13 protein-coding genes are annotated in these 19,302 nt (G+C 58.5%); 5 read left to right on the forward strand and 8 right to left on the reverse strand.

What is annotated here, in order from left to right; genetic code table 11:
* Nucleotides 1–32: 32 nt before the first annotated feature.
* From KF841_12390 to KF841_12400, 3 genes are all read right to left on the reverse strand, one after another.
* Entirely contained in the window at nucleotides 33–578 is a 546-nt protein-coding gene (locus KF841_12390; protein MBX3396153.1) for a hypothetical protein, read from the reverse strand.
* 323 nt (nucleotides 579–901) lie between these two features.
* A complete protein-coding gene (locus KF841_12395) occupies nucleotides 902–1,927 on the reverse strand; it encodes a prepilin-type N-terminal cleavage/methylation domain-containing protein (protein ID MBX3396154.1) in 1,026 nt (341 codons plus the stop codon).
* A gap of 624 nt (nucleotides 1,928–2,551) precedes the next feature.
* Complete coding sequence (locus KF841_12400) at nucleotides 2,552–10,078, reverse strand: proprotein convertase P-domain-containing protein (protein MBX3396155.1); 7,527 nt, start codon at nucleotides 10,076–10,078, stop codon at nucleotides 2,552–2,554.
* 589 nt (nucleotides 10,079–10,667) lie between these two features.
* Here KF841_12400 and KF841_12405 point away from each other — a divergent pair.
* Nucleotides 10,668–10,997, forward strand: a complete 330-nt coding sequence (locus KF841_12405; GenBank protein ID MBX3396156.1) for a 4a-hydroxytetrahydrobiopterin dehydratase — start codon at nucleotides 10,668–10,670, stop codon at nucleotides 10,995–10,997.
* Between the two features lie 49 nt (nucleotides 10,998–11,046).
* Here KF841_12405 and KF841_12410 read toward each other — a convergent pair whose 3' ends face one another.
* From KF841_12410 to KF841_12420, 3 genes are all read right to left on the reverse strand, one after another.
* The gene (locus KF841_12410) at nucleotides 11,047–12,003 is read right to left on the reverse strand and encodes a GDP-L-fucose synthase (protein MBX3396157.1); all 957 of its coding nucleotides are present in this window, start codon (nucleotides 12,001–12,003) and stop codon (nucleotides 11,047–11,049) included.
* 13 nt (nucleotides 12,004–12,016) lie between these two features.
* Nucleotides 12,017–13,033, reverse strand: a complete 1,017-nt coding sequence (gene gmd / locus KF841_12415; protein ID MBX3396158.1) for a GDP-mannose 4,6-dehydratase — start codon at nucleotides 13,031–13,033, stop codon at nucleotides 12,017–12,019.
* Between the two features lie 80 nt (nucleotides 13,034–13,113).
* Complete coding sequence (locus KF841_12420) at nucleotides 13,114–14,115, reverse strand: GDP-mannose 4,6-dehydratase (protein MBX3396159.1); 1,002 nt, start codon at nucleotides 14,113–14,115, stop codon at nucleotides 13,114–13,116.
* A gap of 419 nt (nucleotides 14,116–14,534) precedes the next feature.
* Between KF841_12420 and KF841_12425 the strand changes: the two genes are divergently transcribed.
* The 4 genes from KF841_12425 to KF841_12440 all read left to right on the forward strand — a co-directional run bounded on the left by KF841_12425 (nucleotide 14,535) and on the right by KF841_12440 (nucleotide 17,601).
* Complete coding sequence (locus KF841_12425) at nucleotides 14,535–15,317, forward strand: type II secretion system protein (protein MBX3396160.1); 783 nt, start codon at nucleotides 14,535–14,537, stop codon at nucleotides 15,315–15,317.
* A 530-nt stretch (nucleotides 15,318–15,847) separates the two neighbouring features.
* The gene (locus KF841_12430) at nucleotides 15,848–16,726 is read left to right on the forward strand and encodes a hypothetical protein (GenBank protein MBX3396161.1); all 879 of its coding nucleotides are present in this window, start codon (nucleotides 15,848–15,850) and stop codon (nucleotides 16,724–16,726) included.
* A 4-nt stretch (nucleotides 16,727–16,730) separates the two neighbouring features.
* Nucleotides 16,731–17,306 carry a hypothetical protein gene (locus KF841_12435; protein MBX3396162.1) on the forward strand — a complete coding sequence of 192 codons (576 nt, stop codon included), beginning with the start codon at nucleotides 16,731–16,733 and terminating at the stop codon, nucleotides 17,304–17,306.
* Nucleotides 17,307–17,388: 82 nt separating this feature from the next.
* Complete coding sequence (locus tag KF841_12440; GenBank protein MBX3396163.1) at nucleotides 17,389–17,601, forward strand: transposase; 213 nt, start codon at nucleotides 17,389–17,391, stop codon at nucleotides 17,599–17,601.
* On the opposite strand, the gene KF841_12445 is transcribed toward KF841_12440, so the two are convergent.
* Together KF841_12445 and KF841_12450 are read right to left on the reverse strand one after the other, a co-directional pair.
* Nucleotides 17,591–18,487 (reverse strand): class I SAM-dependent methyltransferase, encoded by an 897-nt coding sequence (locus KF841_12445; protein ID MBX3396164.1) that lies wholly within the window; start codon nucleotides 18,485–18,487, stop codon nucleotides 17,591–17,593. The genes KF841_12440 and KF841_12445 overlap by 11 nt on opposite strands.
* A gap of 147 nt (nucleotides 18,488–18,634) precedes the next feature.
* Nucleotides 18,635–19,180 carry a winged helix-turn-helix transcriptional regulator gene (locus tag KF841_12450; protein ID MBX3396165.1) on the reverse strand — a complete coding sequence of 182 codons (546 nt, stop codon included), beginning with the start codon at nucleotides 19,178–19,180 and terminating at the stop codon, nucleotides 18,635–18,637.
* Nucleotides 19,181–19,302: the final 122 nt, after the last annotated feature.

Consider the following 19,302-nt stretch of genomic DNA (forward strand, 5'->3'; position numbering starts at 1 on the left):
GTGGAAGCCGTGCCGCATCCTGTTGCACCGCCTCAACCGCCGCTGGCGGTCTCTTCCATCGTGCGCTTGTCCCAGAGATCGTTGAGATACTGTACCTTGGCATTGGCTGTCCGGAGCCGCTCCTCAGCAGCCTCGATCTTTGCCGCATCGCGAGAATGCTCAGCCGACTTGAGGTCCTCGCGGGCCCGATCGACATCGAGATCCGCGTCCTTGATGGCGGCTTCGACGAGGTCCCGGGTGGACAAATCCATACCTTTCAAGCTGTCTGGATTGAAACCAACGATGTTGTACCCCGACTGCCAAGCGTTCGGCGCTCCACACTTCGGGCATTTGAGCCCGGCAGCGTCCAAACGGCGAAATTCCTTCAACGCCGCCTGAAAATCACTCACCGACATCTCGCTGTCCTGATTGCAGGAAGAGCAATGAACGACGTAGGTTCGGCCTTTTAGTCCTTCGACGACTTCGGATTCATTTACATGATCCGACTCATGAAAGAAAACCCCAATCCCGACGGCCGCTGCCAAGGCCACGCCGGCGAAAATCAGTTTACCCTTCGAGGTTGCAAGGAAATGCTTCATACAGTCAGCCTTACTGATCGCAGCTTCGTCGACCGAGATGAGCTCCGGTTTGCTGCGTACAAATCCGATCTGGCATCAATATTATCAAATCATGTTAAAGATGCCACGTTACCGGAAAGCGAGTTGCTCATCACCATGGAGAAGGCGAGAAGCATCGCTGGGTGATTTTCGATTCAATGCGCACAACATTCATCACCGCCGCAACAACAATTGACCAATTCGCGAGTTCCGAAATAGAAGCCGCCTGCGCGACAGGCACGCAGGCGGCTGGATTACGTCAAAGGTAGTTCAGTGCTGATCGAACCGTTGCAATGCAGATCCAATCATCCACCGTATTCCATGATGCGCCGCATCGGTTCCGTCCAGGGTGAGACCCATCGCTGCCCGATCAGCGTGGGTAGATTGTCATACCGCCAGCCCGCACCGCGCCATCGCAGTCGCCAATATGTGTCCTGCGGACCCATCGAAGTGGAACGATACATGTCGCCTTTCTTCGTGAGTTTTACGTTGCTGGTGTGACCGTCCGCGAAGGCAACGTTAAATCGACCGAGCTTCCCGTGAGAGCCGGGGATACTCGTCGGACTGATGCCGGCACCGATGCTCGAAAGCCCGTGCGCCTGAATCTCCTGAGTGTTCATCATCGCCTGCATGAATCGCGACTCCCAGAAGAGCAAGGCCGCGCCGGAGTCCGCGAACAGGTTCGCCGGTCGTCGGAAGGCGCCAAACCGGCGATAAACTTCCGGCTCGAATTGGGCGGCGTGAACCTTGAACCAATAGTAGTCGCCCATATAGCTGTTACCGACCGCGCGGAACATTGACTTGGCGTGGTCCGGTGTCGGCGCCGGATCACTGGCGACATCCAAGACCATTCCTTCCTGACCGCCGCACTCAAAGAGCTTGAAATCTTCCGTGTCCGTGTACCCCGCGCCATATGCGAGACGATTCATGAAACGCCCTTCAGCGCCTTTCGTATTGCCGCCGTAGACCGACTTGCGGAAGTTGGGGTCAACGCCATTGGCTCCACCCCAGTCATGGTCGCCGGCCCCCATCCATGCCTCGCCGACGGTGAGGATGCCGTCTTCCGATCCGGGAACGGCGGGGTTGGGTGTCACGTCGCGATTCTTGATGAACTCGTGGCGAGTGTGCATCACGGATCGCTCATCGTCATTGCCGTTCATCAGAGCGAACGCCGCATGCTGCTTCAGGTTGGTCTGACACTTGACCTTCGCACCCTCTGATTTTGCCGAGCTAAGCGCCGGCATGAGGATCGAAATCAATAACGCGATAATTGCGATAACAACCAATAACTCAATGAGCGTAAACCCCGGCCGACGACCCTTACCTTCCATTTGCATCGCAACTCCTCTCATTCTCGGGCGGAAGCGCCCACCAGGACTGAAACACCAACCATGCTTGTTCGCATCGCGAACGGCGGTGCAGGTTCATACCTGTCACAAGTCAGACCAGTCACGACTTGAAACGACTTCTGGGCGAAATACAGGTTAACACCAGTTTCTTAATGAACCGTCGACGGCTTAGGCAGAATAGCCTCAAACGAAAACCGACACGATCCAGATTGTCTAACAGCGTACTCGCCTGTGACAGAACCCTGGCACCACTTTGAAAGCCGCTGTCAGGTTGGTCGGACCTGAACGCTCGACGCGATCCCAGAGCAATTAGAGTCTAGAATATGAACAATTTCGGACGCATGCAAGCGCAAACTCAAAGATTTTCCGCACTCAGCTGCGGCGGGCAATCCTTGGGGGATCTCACTTCTTCCCCCTCCCCCCGACGATCCTCTATCTTGCCCCCACTCGGCAAACCCAAATCTCGTGAGTCAGCAATGAAAACGGGTGGCCGCAACCCGAAGGCCGCGACCACCCGCTTTACACTCATTCATTCACTAACTCAAGATAGAGCAAGCCTTTAGCGAGGCTCCATCTCACTGGATTCCCTTCAGCCAGCCGGCTGCATCAGTTGCAGGATCCGGTCTGATTGAGAAGCTTGTCAACAAAGCCCTGGATATCGCCCAGATCCACGGACGAGTTGCCATTGATGTCCGAACATGGGCAGCCACCCGGCGAATTCAACAGGCAATTAACGAATGCGGCACAATCGCGGCCGTCAATAACGCCATCGCCGCTCGAGTCGCCAAGGCATGTCGAACAAACGGGAACCGATCCGCAGCTTCCCGAGCCGGCAAGCAGCGTCTGAACGAAGCCCGGCACGTCAGCCAGATTGACCGCCGAGTCATTGTTCATGTCGCCGCACGGGCATCCGGCACCACCGGCAATCAGACAATCCGAGAACGAATCGACATCGCGACCGTCGAGAACGCCGTCGCCATTCGTATCACCCGGACAGGTGGTGCATTCGGTCGAGCTAGCACAAACGCCCGCGCCGAAGCCGTCGATGTGCAGGCTCCACGAGACGAGCGTGCCGATACCGAACGCATCCGCGTCGATCACCTGAATGGTCCACGTTCCCGCCGCATCCATGCCGTCGAATGCCGAGAGCGTCTGGTTCGGCGTGAAGCTCGGCGGTGATGTCGGAAGCGGAGTGCCCACGCCGCCACTGCACGCATTCTCGATCGGGCCGCCTGTACCTTCGTCGTCAAGCCGAACGTTGATGTTGTTCTGCAGACATCCGAATGCCGAGATGGCAGGCGAACCGATTCGCTGAATCACCGAGCGGGTCACGCCATTGTGCGTGATGTTGACCGTGATCTGGCCGACCGCCTGAATCGTGATGTTCACGCTCAGATCGACGTCGGCGATCAGATACGAATTCGGCACGACAATCGAGCGGCTCAGGCCGGTCGGGTTGTTGTTCGGAATCGCAACGTTGGCCGTGTCGGTGTAGGTCGTCGGGTTGTTCGCGGGGCCGCCGCAAGGCACGCCGACGCCTTCGAACGATCCACCCAAGCCCTGGCAACAGACACTCGACGTGATCACGCACTCAGAGGCACTGAGACAGCAGGCGCCTGTGACCGTCTCGCAGGTCGAATTCGCGCCAGACCACGTTCCGCCTGCCGCGTTGCACTGCGGCAGCGTGCGTGCATTCTGGCACGCGCCGGTACCCAGACAGCACGCACCGGTCAAAGCCGGACAATTCGCTGTCGCACAGGTGGTGAAATTGCCCTGATATGTGCGGTTCGGACCGACGCACTCAGCCTGAGTCGTCTCAACACAGGTCACGTTTAGCGAATCGCAGCAGGCGCCCCGAATGATGCACACACCTGGAGTGCAGGTTGTGCCCGCACCGAGATAGCGGCCGCTGAGGGCGGCGCAATCGGCGGCAGTCTGAATCGAGCAGTCGGTATCCAACTGGCCGACGCAGCATGCGCCAGGCGTTGCGTTACAGGGGTTCACGCCTTGACCGTCTAGGATAAGCTCCCATGAGATCAAGGTCCCCGTGTCAGTTGCGGCATTGTCAATCACCGTCAACGTCCATGTGCCGGCCGAATCCTGCCCATCAAACGCACTGAGCGGGTTATTCGGAATGTAGTTCGGCGGCGACGTGAGGTTCAGCACGCATTGCGATTCAATCGCCAGCGTCCCCTCGTCGTCGAGCACGATGTTATTGAGGTTATCCTGTGCGCAACCGAACGGCGTACCTACGTGGCACGGCGTACCGGCCACGACAGCCCCCATGCGCTGAATCATGTCCACCGTCGTGGCGTTATGAGACAAGCTGACGCACAGATCACCCACGAAGGTGTGTGTGATATTCAAACGCACGTTGACGTCACCCAGAACGAAACTGGCAGGAACGTTGATGGTATCCGAAGTGCCCGCAGGAGCGTTATCCGGAACCGCGACGTTCGGCGTGCTAATGAACGTCTGGGGATTTCCAGCCGAATCGCCGCAGTTCTGGCCCGGCAAGAACGATCCGCCCTGAGCGTTGCACGGGTTGAACTGCACGCCGGCCTGGCAACCGCCGCCCGGCAGACAGCACGCACCAAGAATGATCGGACAACCGGAGCAGTTGGTGAAGCCACCAAGCCAGTTGCCGCCCTGGGTCGAGCACTGGGCACTCGTCAACTGCTGACACGCACCCGTCACCGGCAGACAGCACGCACCGAGAATCTGGCATACGTTGCCGGAGCAGGCCGTGCCGCCACCGATGAATCGACCGCCGGCTGACGCGCACGCGACAGCATCAAGCAGCTGACAATCCGCGACTGTTTCGCTGAAGCAGCAAGCGCCCGGCTCCGTATCGCATGGGTTGGCGCCCAGACCGTCAATGATCAACGACCACGACACCAGTGTGCCTTGATCCGCGGCGGCGTCGTCGAAGACATTCAGCGTCCAGAGGCCCGATGCATTGATACCGTCAAACGCCGACAAAGGACTGAACGGCTGGTAGGTACCCACCGTCGGCTGGGCGCAGACGATCGGAGCAGCTTCATCATCGAAAGTGATCTGCATATTGTCGTTTGCGCCACACTGGTCCTGCATCACTCGAACAGTGACGCCGTTGTGGATCAGATCGATATCCAGATCCGCAAGGAATGTGTGGTTGATGATAATCTCGACGTTGACATCACCAATCGTGAAGCTGTCAGCAATGTTTTGAGTAACCGTCGTGTTGGTGTTATCAGTGATCGGAGCATTGGGATTCGCCGTGTAGGTCGTCGGATTACCCGCCGACTCACCGCAGTTAAGGCCGTCACCGAGGTAAGCCCCGCCAGCCGCCAGACAGCATGCCTGCGTTGCGATGTTGCACGAGCCGTCGCCGAGACAGCACGCGCCAGTCGTGGTGCAGTTGCCGCCCGGATTGAAGCTGCCGCCCTGAGCCGTGCAGCTGGAGAACTGCGAATTCGGCAGACATTGCAGATTCGGCAGGCAGCATGTGCCTGTCACGACCGGGCACTGTGAACAAGGCGTGAAGTTGCCAAGGTAGTTGCCGTTCGGGGACGCCTGACAAGCCGCCTGCGTCAGTTGCTGACACGCGCCTGTCACGGTATTGCAGCAGGCCCCGCGCGGAACACAGATATCACCCGCACACGCCGTGCCACCACCCTGGAACCGCCCGCCCGCAGTCGAGCAATCGACGGCATTGAGCAACTGGCAACCAGCCAGCGTCTCAGTGAAACAGCAGGCGCCGGGATCCGTATCGCACGGGTTCACGCCGACACCGTCCACCACGAGCGACCACGACACGAACGTACCGAGATCGCCGCCCGCATTGTCCACAACATTCAGCGTCCAACTACCCGACGAATTCAATCCATTAAACACGCTGAGCGGGTTGTTGGGCGTGTAGTTTGGAGGAGATGTCAGGTTCTCAACACACTGCGTCTCGATCGCCCCGCCGGTACCCTCGTCATCGAGAACAATATTGACAAGGTTGTCCGTCGCACATCCGAATGGAGCTCCCGCCGGACATGCACCGGCCGCACCCATGCGCTGAATCAAGCCGGCCGTGACGCCGTCGTGTGTCAGGCTAACACAAACGTCACCGACCCACGTGTGCGTGATGTTCACGACGATATTGACATCGCCGACCGTAAAGGAATCGGCAACGTTAATCGTGTCGTTTATGCCGGCCGCGACAGCGTCCGGAATCGCGAGATTGGGTGTTGAAGTCAGTGTCGTCGGATTTCCCGCGGCGTCGCCGCAGTTAGTCCCGTTGCCCAGGTAAGCTCCGCCCGCTGCCAGACAACAAGCCTGCGTCGCGACCGTACACCCGGAAACGCCGGTGCAGCAGGCGCCGACCGTGGCGCACTCACCGCCCGGATTGAACGTGCCGCCTTGTGACGTACACGAATTGAACTGGGTGTTCGGCACGCACTGGAGGTTCGGCAGACAACAGGAACCATTCACCACCGGACACTGCGAGCACGGCGTGAAATCGCCAAGGAAGTTACCGTTCGGCGAGGCTTGGCAGGCTTCTTCCGTCAGTTGCTGACACGCGCCCGTCACCGTATTGCAGCAGGCTCCGCGCGGAACGCAGATGTCGCCGGTGCACGCCGTGCCCCCGCCCTGGAATCGGCCGCTGGCCGATGCGCAATCCACGGCGTTAAGCAACTGGCAATCGCCGATGCCCTCGCTGAAGCAGCAGGCGCCCGGTTCCGTGTCGCACGGATTGATTCCAACGCGGTCGATAATCAGCGACCACGAAACTAGTGTGCCCTGGTCTGCGCCGGCGTCGTCAAACACATTAAGCGTCCAGACGCCCGTTGCGCTTTGACCGTCGAATGCCGACAGCGGACTGAACGGCTGGTAGGTTCCAACCGTCGGGCTCGCACAGACGATGGCTGAACCTTCATCGTCGAACGTGATCTGCATGTTGTCGTTCGCACCGCACTGATCCTGCATAACCCGAACAGTCACCCCGTCATGCGACAGGTCGATGTCAAGGTCGGCCAGGAAGGTGTGCGTGATGTCAAGGAACAGATTCACGTCACCAATGATGAAGGAATCCGCCACGTTCTGATTGACGTTCGTGTTGTTGTTGTCCGTAATCGGCGCGTTCGGGTTGCTCTGATAGGTGGTCGGATCGCCGGCGGCCTCACCGCAACCGGTCAGAGGCAGGAAGGAGCCTCCCAGCGGCGTGCACTGATTGATTCGAACGTTTGCAATGCAACTGGTGTCAGGCAGACAGCAGGCGCCCAGAATCACCGGGCAGTTCCCGCAACTCGTGAAGTCTCCAAGGAAGTTTGAATTGGGCAGCGCCTGACAGGCTTCCTGTGTAAGTTGCTGACAGCTGCCATCAAACGTGTTGCAGCAGGCGCCGCGAGGAATGCAGATGTCACCCGAGCACGGCGTGTTGCCGCCTTGGAAGCGACCGCCGGCCTGAGCACAGTCGATCGCATTCAGTTGCTGGCAGTCGCCCGTGCCTTCGCTGAAACAGCACGCGCCAGGATCAGTGTCGCAAGGACTGAAGCCCGTGCCGTCCAGAATGATGGCCCAGGAAATCAGCGTCCCGTCGTCCGCCGCGGTAAACGCGTCCGAAACCGTCAGTGTCCACGCCCCATTGGCGTTCATTCCGTTGAAAGCGCTCAACGGATTGTTCGGTGTGTAGTTCGGTGGCGAAGTCAGGTTCGCGACGCACTGATTCTCGATCGCACCGCCCGTGCCGGAATCGTCCAGAATGATATTGACCAGATTGTCCGCCGCACAGCCGTCGGTCGGATCAGGAATCGGGAACCCGGGTTGATCGATGATCCGGACCGTGGTGCCGCCATGTTCGAGGTCGGCAATCAGATCGCCGATCCACGTATGCGCAATATTCAATCGCACATTCACATCGCCAAGCGTGAAGCTCGTGGGCACATTGATCGTGGAAATGGCGGTTGCAACGCCAATTGCCGCATTCGGCGAAGCAGACAATTCCACGGGCTCGCCGGCTGATTCGCCGCAGGACACACCCTCTCCAAGGAAAGCGCCGCCGGCTTCCGCACAGCATTGCTGATTAGACTGGACGCAGAGCGTTTCAGAAATACAACATGCACCCAGCGTACCGCATGTCGTTGCGTCGCCGTTATAGGTGCCGCCCTGAGTCGCGCAGGCCACTTCATTCAGAATCGCACAATTGCCAGTCGGCAGACAGCAAGCGCCGGTTGAAGCGCAGGTCAGGCCCGGGCAGATCACTTCCACCGCATACGGTCCAACCGCTCCGGCCGCCCATGCAGCGACTTCGATGTAGTAGGTGTTGCCGACAATCAGGTTCGTCACGCAGACACTCGACCGTAAACCGTTCGTACCGCAACCGGTCGTGTCGTCGTTGCAGGCCAATTGGGTGCCGAGCGCGCCGCACTCGCCACTGAAAACCTGAAGGATCGAGTCCGTTGCCGGAGCAAGACTCGAGCAGGTTCGAATCGTCGCAGAAGACGTCGTCGGAACGAAAGTAAACCAGATCGTGCCGAACCCAGCCTGCGGGCCGCCAACACGGCAGGGAAACAGCGGATCGGATGCGTCCGTCGTCGCTTCCGTGTTGTCCACGGTGATCGTTTCGCCGCACTGAATCGGAATCGCGTTGACGCACAGATCATTGATCGGCGGAATCGGACACGGTGTGGCGCAGGTTATCCCAGCGTCCCATCGGCTGCCGGCGATAAGGGCGCAGGCAGCCTGTGTGCGAATTTCGCACTGGGTGCCCGCATTGAAGCAGCATCGTCCGGTTCCCGGACAGGCCGTCTGCGAACAGAGCGACCCGTCACCGAAATACTGGCCGCCCTGGCTGCCGCAATCCGAGGATGTCAATTCCTGGCATTCACCACTGCCGAGGCAGCAAGCACCGACGCAAGGATTCGGCGTGCAGTCTTCGAACGCGATAAAAGAGCCACCAGCCGCGGCGCACTGGGCGCCCGTCAGGATCGAACAGTTCGCGCCAACGCAGCAGGAACCCGTTACCGATCCGCATGTAGGATTCAACTGAGCGCAGGTCTGGTCCACACGGAATCGATGGTCACCGCCCGCGAAGTCGGTGCACTGATTCGCAGGCACGTTGTCCTGGCAGGATCCGCCCTGAACCGAATCGTCGCAGCACGCGCCGTTAACGGGATTAAACGTGCCGGAAATGCAAACCGCGACGTCCTGAAGCAAGGCGTTGGGGTCGACGATTCGCACGCCGTTATGAATCAGATTGCCGGGACCGAACGGACTGCTGATCCAGCGAAAGTTGCATGGACCGCCATCAGCCGCGGCCTGAATGGCAAGCCAGCCGTTGAGCAGCGCTACCCGCTGCGGAAGCGTTGCGGTGTATTCCCAGAGCAACTGGCCGTTATACGACATCTGATTGCCGTCGAGCGCATAGTTCGCGGCGCGGAGGCGCGTCACGGGAACATTGTTGAACTGCGCGACGACTTCAGGAGTTGGATTTGTCGGGCCACCGCCGAGAATGCCGGCGTCAGCGAAGAAGGTGAAGTTGAAGTTGTTGTTGGTTCGTGTGCAGTTGGTCGCGCCGTTGATTTCAAGTCCCCAGAACCGAATCGTCGTGATGTCGCCGCCAGACGTCAGAAACCCGACGAGCGCGAGCTGGTTCGCATCGACGTCGCTCAAGTATGACGTGAAAGCGATCGTTCCTGGATCAGGCGGAAGCTGGCTCAACGCCGTATTGGGTGCCGCGGGCACATCGCAGTCTATCGGCTGCACGCAGGGGTTATTCGGGGAACAGGTCGTGCCATTGCCCTGAAACAGTCCGCCGACGTTCGCGCACGCTGTCGCGGTACGAATCGAGCAGTTGCCGCTGAAGATATCGCAGCAGGCGCCCGGTACGTCACCGCGAGGCTCGCCGCCGTCACCCGCCTCCGAATCAGTCGGAGGCTGCGTTTCGCTCTCCAGCTTCTTCAAGTCCGCGTCGGTCAATGTATTGGCAGTCCGCTTCGACGGAGTCTCCTGCTTCACTCCATCGATCACAGTCACACGCGGATTCTGAACCGAATGATCCTGCGGCGACTTGTCGTCGGCGTGTACTGCCGGTGCTCCTTGGAACCATGCCGTACACAAACAAAGTGTCAGGGCCAGTGATGCGAAACAAAACGTGCGCTTCATGTCCAATCCAACCTTCCCGATAATTAACCTAAAAAACCGTCGGATGACGGTCGTTCGCCACAGCAAGGCGGCGTTCGCCGTCCCGTAATATCACAGAGTCCCGAGTGAGGCGCGAAAGTTGAATCGGTCTTTCTCGCCTGATATCTAAGTACAAATCAACGCCGAAACTGGCTGGAGAAGCGGTGTGGGTGGCTTCATCTGCGTAAAAGGGCCGACGCCCCACTTCGATGCCGCAGGTTTCCCCTCGACCAGCGAATCTTGTTCCCCACCAATAGTCCCCACAATGTATCAGGAATCGGACTCTCGTTTCAACCGTAAAATCGCGAACCCCTCCGGCCCGCGCACATCGCACCCAAAAATGCCTTCAATGGGCCGCACGCGCCGTCATTCCTTCCTTTCCTTTCACTCGGCCCGGCCCTCCGATAATATGCCGTCGTTCGGCGACCTTTCGTCCGAACCGTGATCCGGGAATCTCGGGGCGCTTTGCCGCCGGTGCTTTCAAGGGCAAAACGATTTTCCTGCACCCCCTTTCCGGCCGAAGGTGCACGTCAGGCGTCGGATGTGCCGATTGTCCGAAGGAGGCTCCAGCATGGCCAATCTCGCCGACAAAACCTGCATCCCCTGCACAGGAGGCGTCCCCCCTCTCGATTCTGCTTCTATTAATGAGTTGCTGGCCCAACTCGACGGCTGGAAACTCGAAAAGGAGTATCACCTCGCCCGATCGTTTGTCTTCCCGAACTTCGTGACCGCGCTGGCATTCGTGAACCGCGTCGGAGAACTGGCCGAACAGCAAGGCCATCACCCGGACATCTATTTGGCCTGGGGCTTGGTCAAAGTCGAAATCTGGACGCACAAAATCAAGGGACTGACGGAGAGCGACTTCATTCTTGCGGCCCGAATCGACAGGTTGCCAAGATAAAAAACCTGCTCGGAACCGAAGCCCGCGCGCAAGAACTGGAACGACGCGCTCACGCCGGCGCTTCGATCGACGCGAGATACCACTCAATCGTCCGCCGAAGCCCATCATCGAGCGACGTGCTGCTACGCCAGTCGAGCCACTGCGCCGCGCGTGACGTATCCAATCGCCTCCGCGGCTGACCATCCGGCTTCGATGCGTCCCAGGCGATTCCACCTTCGTATCCGACAATCTGCCGAATTCGATCCGCCAGGGATTGAATCGTGATTTCCTCGCCAGTCCCCAGGTTGATAGGTTCAGGGCCATCATAACGCCGCAGCGCCGCGACAATTCCGTCAGCACAATCGTCTACAAATAGAAATTCGCGACTTGCCGACCCCGTGCCCCACAGTACGACGTCGGCCGCGCCCCCGGCTCTGGCCTCGACGAACTTACGAATCATCGCGGGAATCACATGACTCGACGCCGGATCAAAATGATCTCCAGGCCCATAGAGATTCACTGGCTGAAGGAAAATGCCGTTGAGACCATATTGAGTCCGATAGGCCTGAAGCATCACCAGGAGTGCCTTCTTCGCGACACCATAGGGCGCGTTGGTCTCCTCCGGATACCCGCTCCAGAGATCGTCCTCGCGAAACGGAACCGAAGCGAACTTTGGATAGGAACAAACCGTTCCGATCTGCACGAATTTCGCCAGCTCATTCCGCCGCGCATGCTCGATCAGGTGCAGCCCCATCGCCATGTTTGCATAGAAGAAGCGGCCGGGGTTCTCGCGATTTGCGCCAATCCCCCCCACCTCCGCCGCCAGATGTATCACCACCGTCGGTTTTAGCTGACGATACATGCGTTCCACCGCATTTTCCTCGATCAGATCGAACTCGGATCGACGCGGCACAATGATTTGGTCCGCAGTAACTCCTGCCCGCCCAAGCGCTGCACACACCGCACGGCCGAGAAACCCCGCTCCGCCGGTCACGACAATTCGCTGCCCTGAGGTCAAATCCAGCATGACGTGTCCAGGCTCATGACAATCCGCGATGTGCCGCCAGCACCCGTTCCTCTTTCGCCAATCGCCAGTCGTGATCGACCATCATCCTGACCAGGTCGCGAAAAGCAACCGTCGGCGCCCAGCCCAGTTGCTCCCGGGCCTTGCTTGAATCGCCTTGCAGTTCATCCACCTCGGTCGGCCGCAGATACCGCGGGTCTTTCTCGACGTGTCGCGCGGGATCCAGCCCAAGCAGACCGAACGCCTCGTCGACAAACTCCCTGACGGAATGGGTTTCGCCTGTCGCAATCACATAATCATCCGGCTCGTCCTGCTGAAGCATCAGCCACATGGCCCGCACAAAATCCCCCGCAAATCCCCAATCGCGGCGTGCTTCAAGATTGCCGAGATAGAGCTTCTCCTGAAGTCCTTCCTTGATTCGCGTTGCTCCTCGAGTGATTTTTCGGGTCACGAAGGTCTCCCCGCGCCGGGGACTTTCGTGATTAAACAGGATGCCGCAGCAGGCGAAAAGGTTGTACGCCTCGCGATAGTTGACGGTTTGCCAGTGTGCGAATGCCTTCGAGCAGCCGTATGGGCTCCGCGGATGAAACGGCGTCGTCTCACGCTGCGGCACCTCTCTTACCATGCCAAACATTTCGCTGCTTGATGCCTGATAAAATTTCGGCTTCGCCCCGACATCGCGAATCGCCTCCAGGAGCCTAAGGGTTCCAAGGCCGTCCGTGTCCGCGGTATAGACCGGTTGATCGAAACTCACCCGAACATGCGATTGCGCGGCGAGGTTATAAACTTCGTCCGGGGCGATTTCATCAATCAATCGCGAAAGCGACGTGCCGTCCGTTAAATCCCCGTAATGCAGCATCAGTCGAACGCCGGCAACATGGGGGTCTTGATACAGATGCTCGATTCGGTCCGTGCTGAAAGTACTCGAGCGCCGGATCAGTCCGTGCACCTCATAGCCCTTGCTGAGCAGCCACTCCGCCAGATAGCTCCCATCCTGACCCGTGATGCCTGTAATGAACGCACGCTTGCTCATCTATCAATCCGGTCGAACAGGGCGAATGGCACGACGTACTCGCGCCAGCACGGCTGCACTCACCAACAGCGGGCGGGTAACTAATTCGAAGCGGAACGCAACACCAGCTTCGACACCTCGCGATACCAGGCCACAAACAATTTCAGTCCGTCGTCAAGATGCGTCCGCGGCTCATACCCGAGGTCCCTCGCCGCAAGTGACACATCTGCATACGTCTGATGAACATCACCAGGCTGCAACGGCTGTCGATCGATGACGGCCTCTCGGCCCAATGCACGTTCAATCGATTGAATCAACACGCTGAGCGACACAGGCCGCGATTCGCCAAGGTTGTAAATATGATAACCGCAACAGCGCTCCATCGCTGCAATCACGCCCGCGACAATGTCGCCCACAAACGTATGATCCCGGCGCATGCCCCCATCACCAAAAACCGGGATCGGCATGCCCGCATCAATCAATCGTGTGAACTTATGAATAGCCAGGTCCGGACGCTGGCGGGGGCCATACACCGTAAAGAACCGTAGGCAGGTCACATCCATGCCATAAAGATGATGATATGTGTGGCACAGCAGTTCGCCCGAACGCTTCGTGGCTGCATACGGTGAAATCGGATGATCCACTGCGTCAGCTTCCGAATACGGCACCTTTGCATTGTTTCCGTATACGCTCGAACTGCTGCCGAAGATGAAACGCCGAATCCCCTGTTTACGCGCGCACTCCAGCATCACGGTCGTGCCATGCATGTTGACCGACTGATAAAGGATTGGATCCTCAATCGAAGGTCGCACACCGGCACGCGCCGCCAGATGCACGATGATTTCCGGTCGTGCAGCCTTCAAGGCTCGGTCTGTCGTCGCCATGTCACGAATATCACCCTCGACCAGCCGAAAGCGATCATGACCGATACAGCCGGAGACGTTGCGTCGCTTCACTGCCGGATCGTAGAACAGATCGAAGTTGTCATATGCTGTGACCGACGCCCCGAGCGACAGCAGCGCCTCGCACAGATGCGAACCGATGAACCCGGCTCCGCCGGTCACGAAGATCGACGAGCCTGCAATGCCAGCCTGATGAATCATGCTTTGGATGCCATCGGATTTTCACGCCGCGCTTTGCACATCGAATGCGATCGCCAGCACCCGCACATGTCGAATTCCCTCCTTTTTTCGGTCCTTCGCAAAGTCACCCTGCCAAACCGCGATGCGATGAGGCTGCACGGTCGGCTGATTGAACCGAGTCGGCTCAGAGACGCTATCGATAGGGCATACACCCTGCCCAACTGACCAGATCGAGCGGTTTTAAAGTGGCGGGGCCGATGGCAGACCATGTCGGACATGACCGGAATTTCGCGTATTCGGCGCGGTGTGGAGGTGCCGCTCTGTGGAGAGTATATTGCACAATTCCATTTTAATTTATCTAAAAATCCTTGACTTGTGGAATTGAGAGGCGTAACGTCAGCGCCATCATGGCAGTGCAAGCTGCCAGAAGGGCCAGCCAAATGACAACTTACCGGGACACTCCTCTGTCTACGAAGTGCTCCGGCCATTCACTGGTCGAGTTGCTCATAGTCCTTGGCATTATGTCAGCGCTCTTGGGTGTCTTGATGCCGGGACTGGGGCACGCGCGCAGTCGCGGCACCGAGGGACGCTGCCTGAATCAGCTTCGCGAAGTCGGTCTTCAGATACACTCCTTTGCTCATGTCAATGCCGACCATGTTGCACCCGTGATCCGACAGCGGGATTTCTCCTGGACCGATCCGGATGCCGCCGGATGGGACATTGACGTTGGCCGATGGTCCGGCCTCCCCGGCGGTCCTCGCACCATTTGGTCCTGCCCGAAAGAGTCATATCCATACGTCGGAAACGCCCGAGCCCTAGGGCTCGACAACACGCGCACAATCCTCGGCGGACGAAGGCATCACGCCGGACCGAGCGTCTGGAACGAACCGTCTCGGCTTCTCATTGCATATGACGCCGCATCGCGGCAGACTATCTTCCCAAATGGCCCCGCCGATCCTGAGGAAATCGGTCAGGCGCAATGGCGCCAGATCGGCGATGTCTCCGACGAATGGAAAGAGGCATGGCCGACGGACACAATGCGACCCGTTATCGAATTTCATTCTCGCGGCGACGGTCCCCATTCACGCAAAACGAGCAGCCTTTTGTTCGCGGACGGACACGCGGGACTTTCGTCTTCCGGTAGGGAACATCCTCAGGCATTCCTCTGGATCGGCGATCGATGGTGGCCGGACAAGGTCGAGGTGAGACCTTATCTGAACTGACGTCAGCAGTTTGAAACGGTCAACTGCATAGTGCGGTGATTACGGAGGCTGGCTGGCATGAGAATTGCCTTAATCCTATTCACGACGGCAGTGGTATTGGGAGTCGGAGTCAGTCGCGCATTGGCTGTCATTGACTGCGGCCCTTGTGCAGGCCGCATTGCGCAGGACTGCACAACTGGCAACTGCGGCGGTGGCGCTGCAAAGGTTCTGGCCGAGTGCATGGAAGCCTGCTGTTATGGATCGGGCAATAGCCTGTGCGGCGCACGTGAGCCGAGCGCTGCGCCAACTCCATGAAAGCGCGTCGTGGACGGATCCTTGGCGCGATGAACGTTAACCGTGTCGGCGCGTCGCGTAAACGGCCGGATACGGCGTGGGCACATCCGCATCCGACCTTCGTAGCCACGTTGGAATGATTTCACTGAACCACGGAGCTGAATGTGCCCTTCGCTCCCGCCTTTACAAACGATGAAGGACGCTCTGATCGCTTACGAACGATTTTCGTGACTTCTGGTTACAGGTGGAGCCTAATCATGATTTTATTACCCAAGCGCAATCTTCTTGCCGGCACCTTGGTTGTGGTCGGAGTCGGTTCGTATCTCCTGGTACAAAGTGCCATGAGCCCTGCATTACCACCCTTGGTAATGGCGCCACCCCAGCTCTTGTCCGCGCTCGACGACTGGCGCGCACCACTCCTTAACGACTGGAATGCCGCCCAGGTCACCCCCCTGTCACAACAAGACGACATTCGACTCGCTCTCGTGTACCTCTCCCGTGCCGCGTCCATTTCCGAACACATGGAGGACTCTCCTGCAAAGCGAGAGGCGCTTGCTCGTTGTGTCGCGGACTTCCTCATCGCATGGTCGAGTCCCGACGCCGATCAATATCTAAATTCAATCAATCCCGATCGCATTCCCGTCCCACACGCCGCGGACGGACAGGGCGTCCTGGGTGCATTTCCCGTTGTAACCGGACGGACGCTCCCTCTCGACATGCCCAGTGCGGATGTCCTTCAGGTTTTCTGGCGAAGCCGCCCCGATCTGTTGTCACGACCCACCGCGATTGCACTGACGCCGCCGAACGCCATCATCGACTTCCATCAGTACAATCCGGACGAAGGTCCCAGAAACTGCTGGCGTTACCGCCAATGGGACGAGCCAACCTCCGATCGATGGATCGGCCCGGTTGCAGCCGCGTGCGTCAGACTCACGCAACCCGCCATATCCATGGATGAAGTTCGCGCGGTCAATGGCCCTTGGGTGGATGCCGCCTTTGTCGGCCTGTTGGTTCAATTGCCCGATGGATCCCGCTTTCCAATGGCCATTCGCTGCTACTGGGTGCCGCAGACTGCGCGATGGAACATCAGTTCTATCAGCCTCATCACAGCGCACCCGGCACATTGGGCCTATTGATCAAATGTCCGATCAACTGGCAGCGGTCGATCCGCCTGAAACGACAGCCTCCGCAGTCTTTACGCATGACGACTTAAAGCCGCGCCGGATCGGCATCATTTCCGACGGGGTCGAGTTCGCGACTGCCACAGTACTCGCTGCCGTGATGGCCCTTGCCGGCGCCACCAAAATTCTCGACCCAGGAGGCGCAATCGCGTTTCTAAAGAACGGCCTCGGATTGTCCGCCGCTGTCAGTATACCAGTCGTCTATTCGCTAAGCGCGCTGGAACTACTGCTCGCAGGGGCAATCATACTGGGAATCTGTCGATGGAAATGGCCGATCCCGGCAACTCTCGCGCTGATCGGCTGCTTTTTCGGTCTGTTGTTTGAAGTACGTCGGCTTCATCCGAACGTCGGTTTAAGCTGCGGATGCTTTGGGCGCCTGCAGTCGTGGCTGAGTGGCGAGTCAATAAGTGGCCACATCATGTTGAACTCCCTGCTGGCCTTGGCATGCTTCCTCAATCTTGTTGCAGTTTTCATGCGCAATCGCACAACGCGCGGCCTGGACTCATCCAATGAGATCCCTCCACCGCATGCCTGACCTGCCCCCTCATAACCGGGTGCCCTTCCCCACCTTAAGTGGACACCCAGAATGGAGACATAAGCCTCGGATGAGGTATTCAATGGGTCGAGGAAAAGCCCGTCGGAAGTACACCAAGGAATTCGATCTGGAGACGGTCACGCCGTGCCGCCAGCCGGGAATGAGCGTGGCGCGGGTCACGGCCGATCCGGGGGTGCCGGCCAATTCGCTTTACCACTGGAATCAGGAACTGGTCGCACACAATTCCCATTTCACGAAGCACCGCCCATCCGCACGCCGTTCGGCTATACGGTGACGTTGGGGATCTGGCTGAACAACTCTCCCCTTTTTCGTGCAACGATAGTGACATACTCCAACGGCTTGCCATCCGTTGCGAGGCGATGCACATATCGGAAGGATGATTTTTGCTCCAGTACCCCATTTTCGAAAGCAACACGAATCAGCCGAGCAAACTCGGACTTCGCGGGATCGCGGACAAACTCGTCCTTGATATTGAACGCGAGCCAACCGCCTACTTCGATGAGCGACGCCGCTTGGGCAAAGGCGGCAACCGGTATATCTTCAAATCCCAGCGCTGCGACGCACGTAAGGCAATTCAATCGAAAGTTCGAAAGGGTCTGCCGTTCACCGGCGGCGATTGCCGTGAGGTCCATGACGAAGTAATCCAGGTAAACGGAGGGCCGATCGCGCCGTGCCGCCTCGCGCGCTTCGGGCAATATGTCAATTCCCACAACACTTTCGACACCCATTTTCTTTAATTGTTCGCCGACCATTCCGTTGCCGGCACCGCAATCGAAGACGCGAAGGGTCTGCGGGGAGACGCCCTCGCGCTTCAATTCCGCGTGAAGTGCGTTACAGACGACCGTCGGCGAATCGCATTTCAGAATGCGATAGAAGATTTTCTCGTAGAGCCCATGAACCTTGTAGATTTCGGCGTAGTCATGAAATCGTACCTGCTGCCACTCACCGTCTCGCTTTACGAGAAACCACTCCGCATCCTGTGACAATCGTAGATCTGGCTCGGGAAGCGCCACGATCGGGGCGCCGCCAAGACCGGAAGAATGAGCGCGGGCCGGGCGCTCCGTAGTGCCTTCGTGGTTTCGACTCCGACTTCGATTGCGAGCCGATCGATGCAAACTCTGGTTCAGGCCCCGCTCCAGGGTTGATTCATTTCCGGACATTCTGACCACCTTTCTGCAAAATGCGAATCAGCCCAGCATCGTTTTCGATCAAGGGCCGCCGTTCGCCGTCGACGCGTGCGGAGGATTAACCATTGTCTGAATCCGCACTGAAGACGCCTGATATCGATGTCGATTCACGACGGCACGTCACGTGCATTCCGGGCCCGTGATAAGGTGCGGCGCTGCCTCCAGCTCATCCGCGTTCAACATGTGCGCCACACGCTGGAGCGTGGCGAGGATCTGCGTCTGTTCCCAATCCTTCAGCTTTGAAAGCTCCGCCACGAACCGCGCCTGCAAGTACGGCGGCGCTGCAGCGATCGCCTCGCGCCCCCCCGCCGTGAGGACAATATCGACGCTGCGACGATCGGCGCCGTTACGCGATCGCGTGATATGTCCGGCTCGCTCCAGTCGTTCAAGAATGCCGGACATCGTCGCCTGGCTGACATGAATGAGACGGGCTAGGTCGCGTGCATTGCTTGCTCGGTCGCGGGACAGGGCCCGCAATGTCGCCAACTGGGGACCCGTCAGACCGCAAGAATCCATCATCTGATGAGAGTTCAGATCAATGGCCCGGATGATGCGGCGAATTGCGGCGACGATCATCTCGTCGATGTCCCGGACCTTCTCCAGCGACCCGCGCCCAACCTGATTACATTGCTCACTAAGCATTGCTTCGGGTAAGGTTCCATGCATGACAGGATCGAATTATACCCCTCGGCGACCTTTTCGCAACGGCAAGGCCGACATAACATGTTCTCAATATATAAGTTATGGATTTCAATGCAGTTAGACGTCTTTCGCCCGACGCGGAGCGG

The organism is Phycisphaerae bacterium, assembly GCA_019636475.1.
Taxonomy (GTDB): Bacteria; Planctomycetota; Phycisphaerae; order UBA1845; family UTPLA1; genus JADJRI01.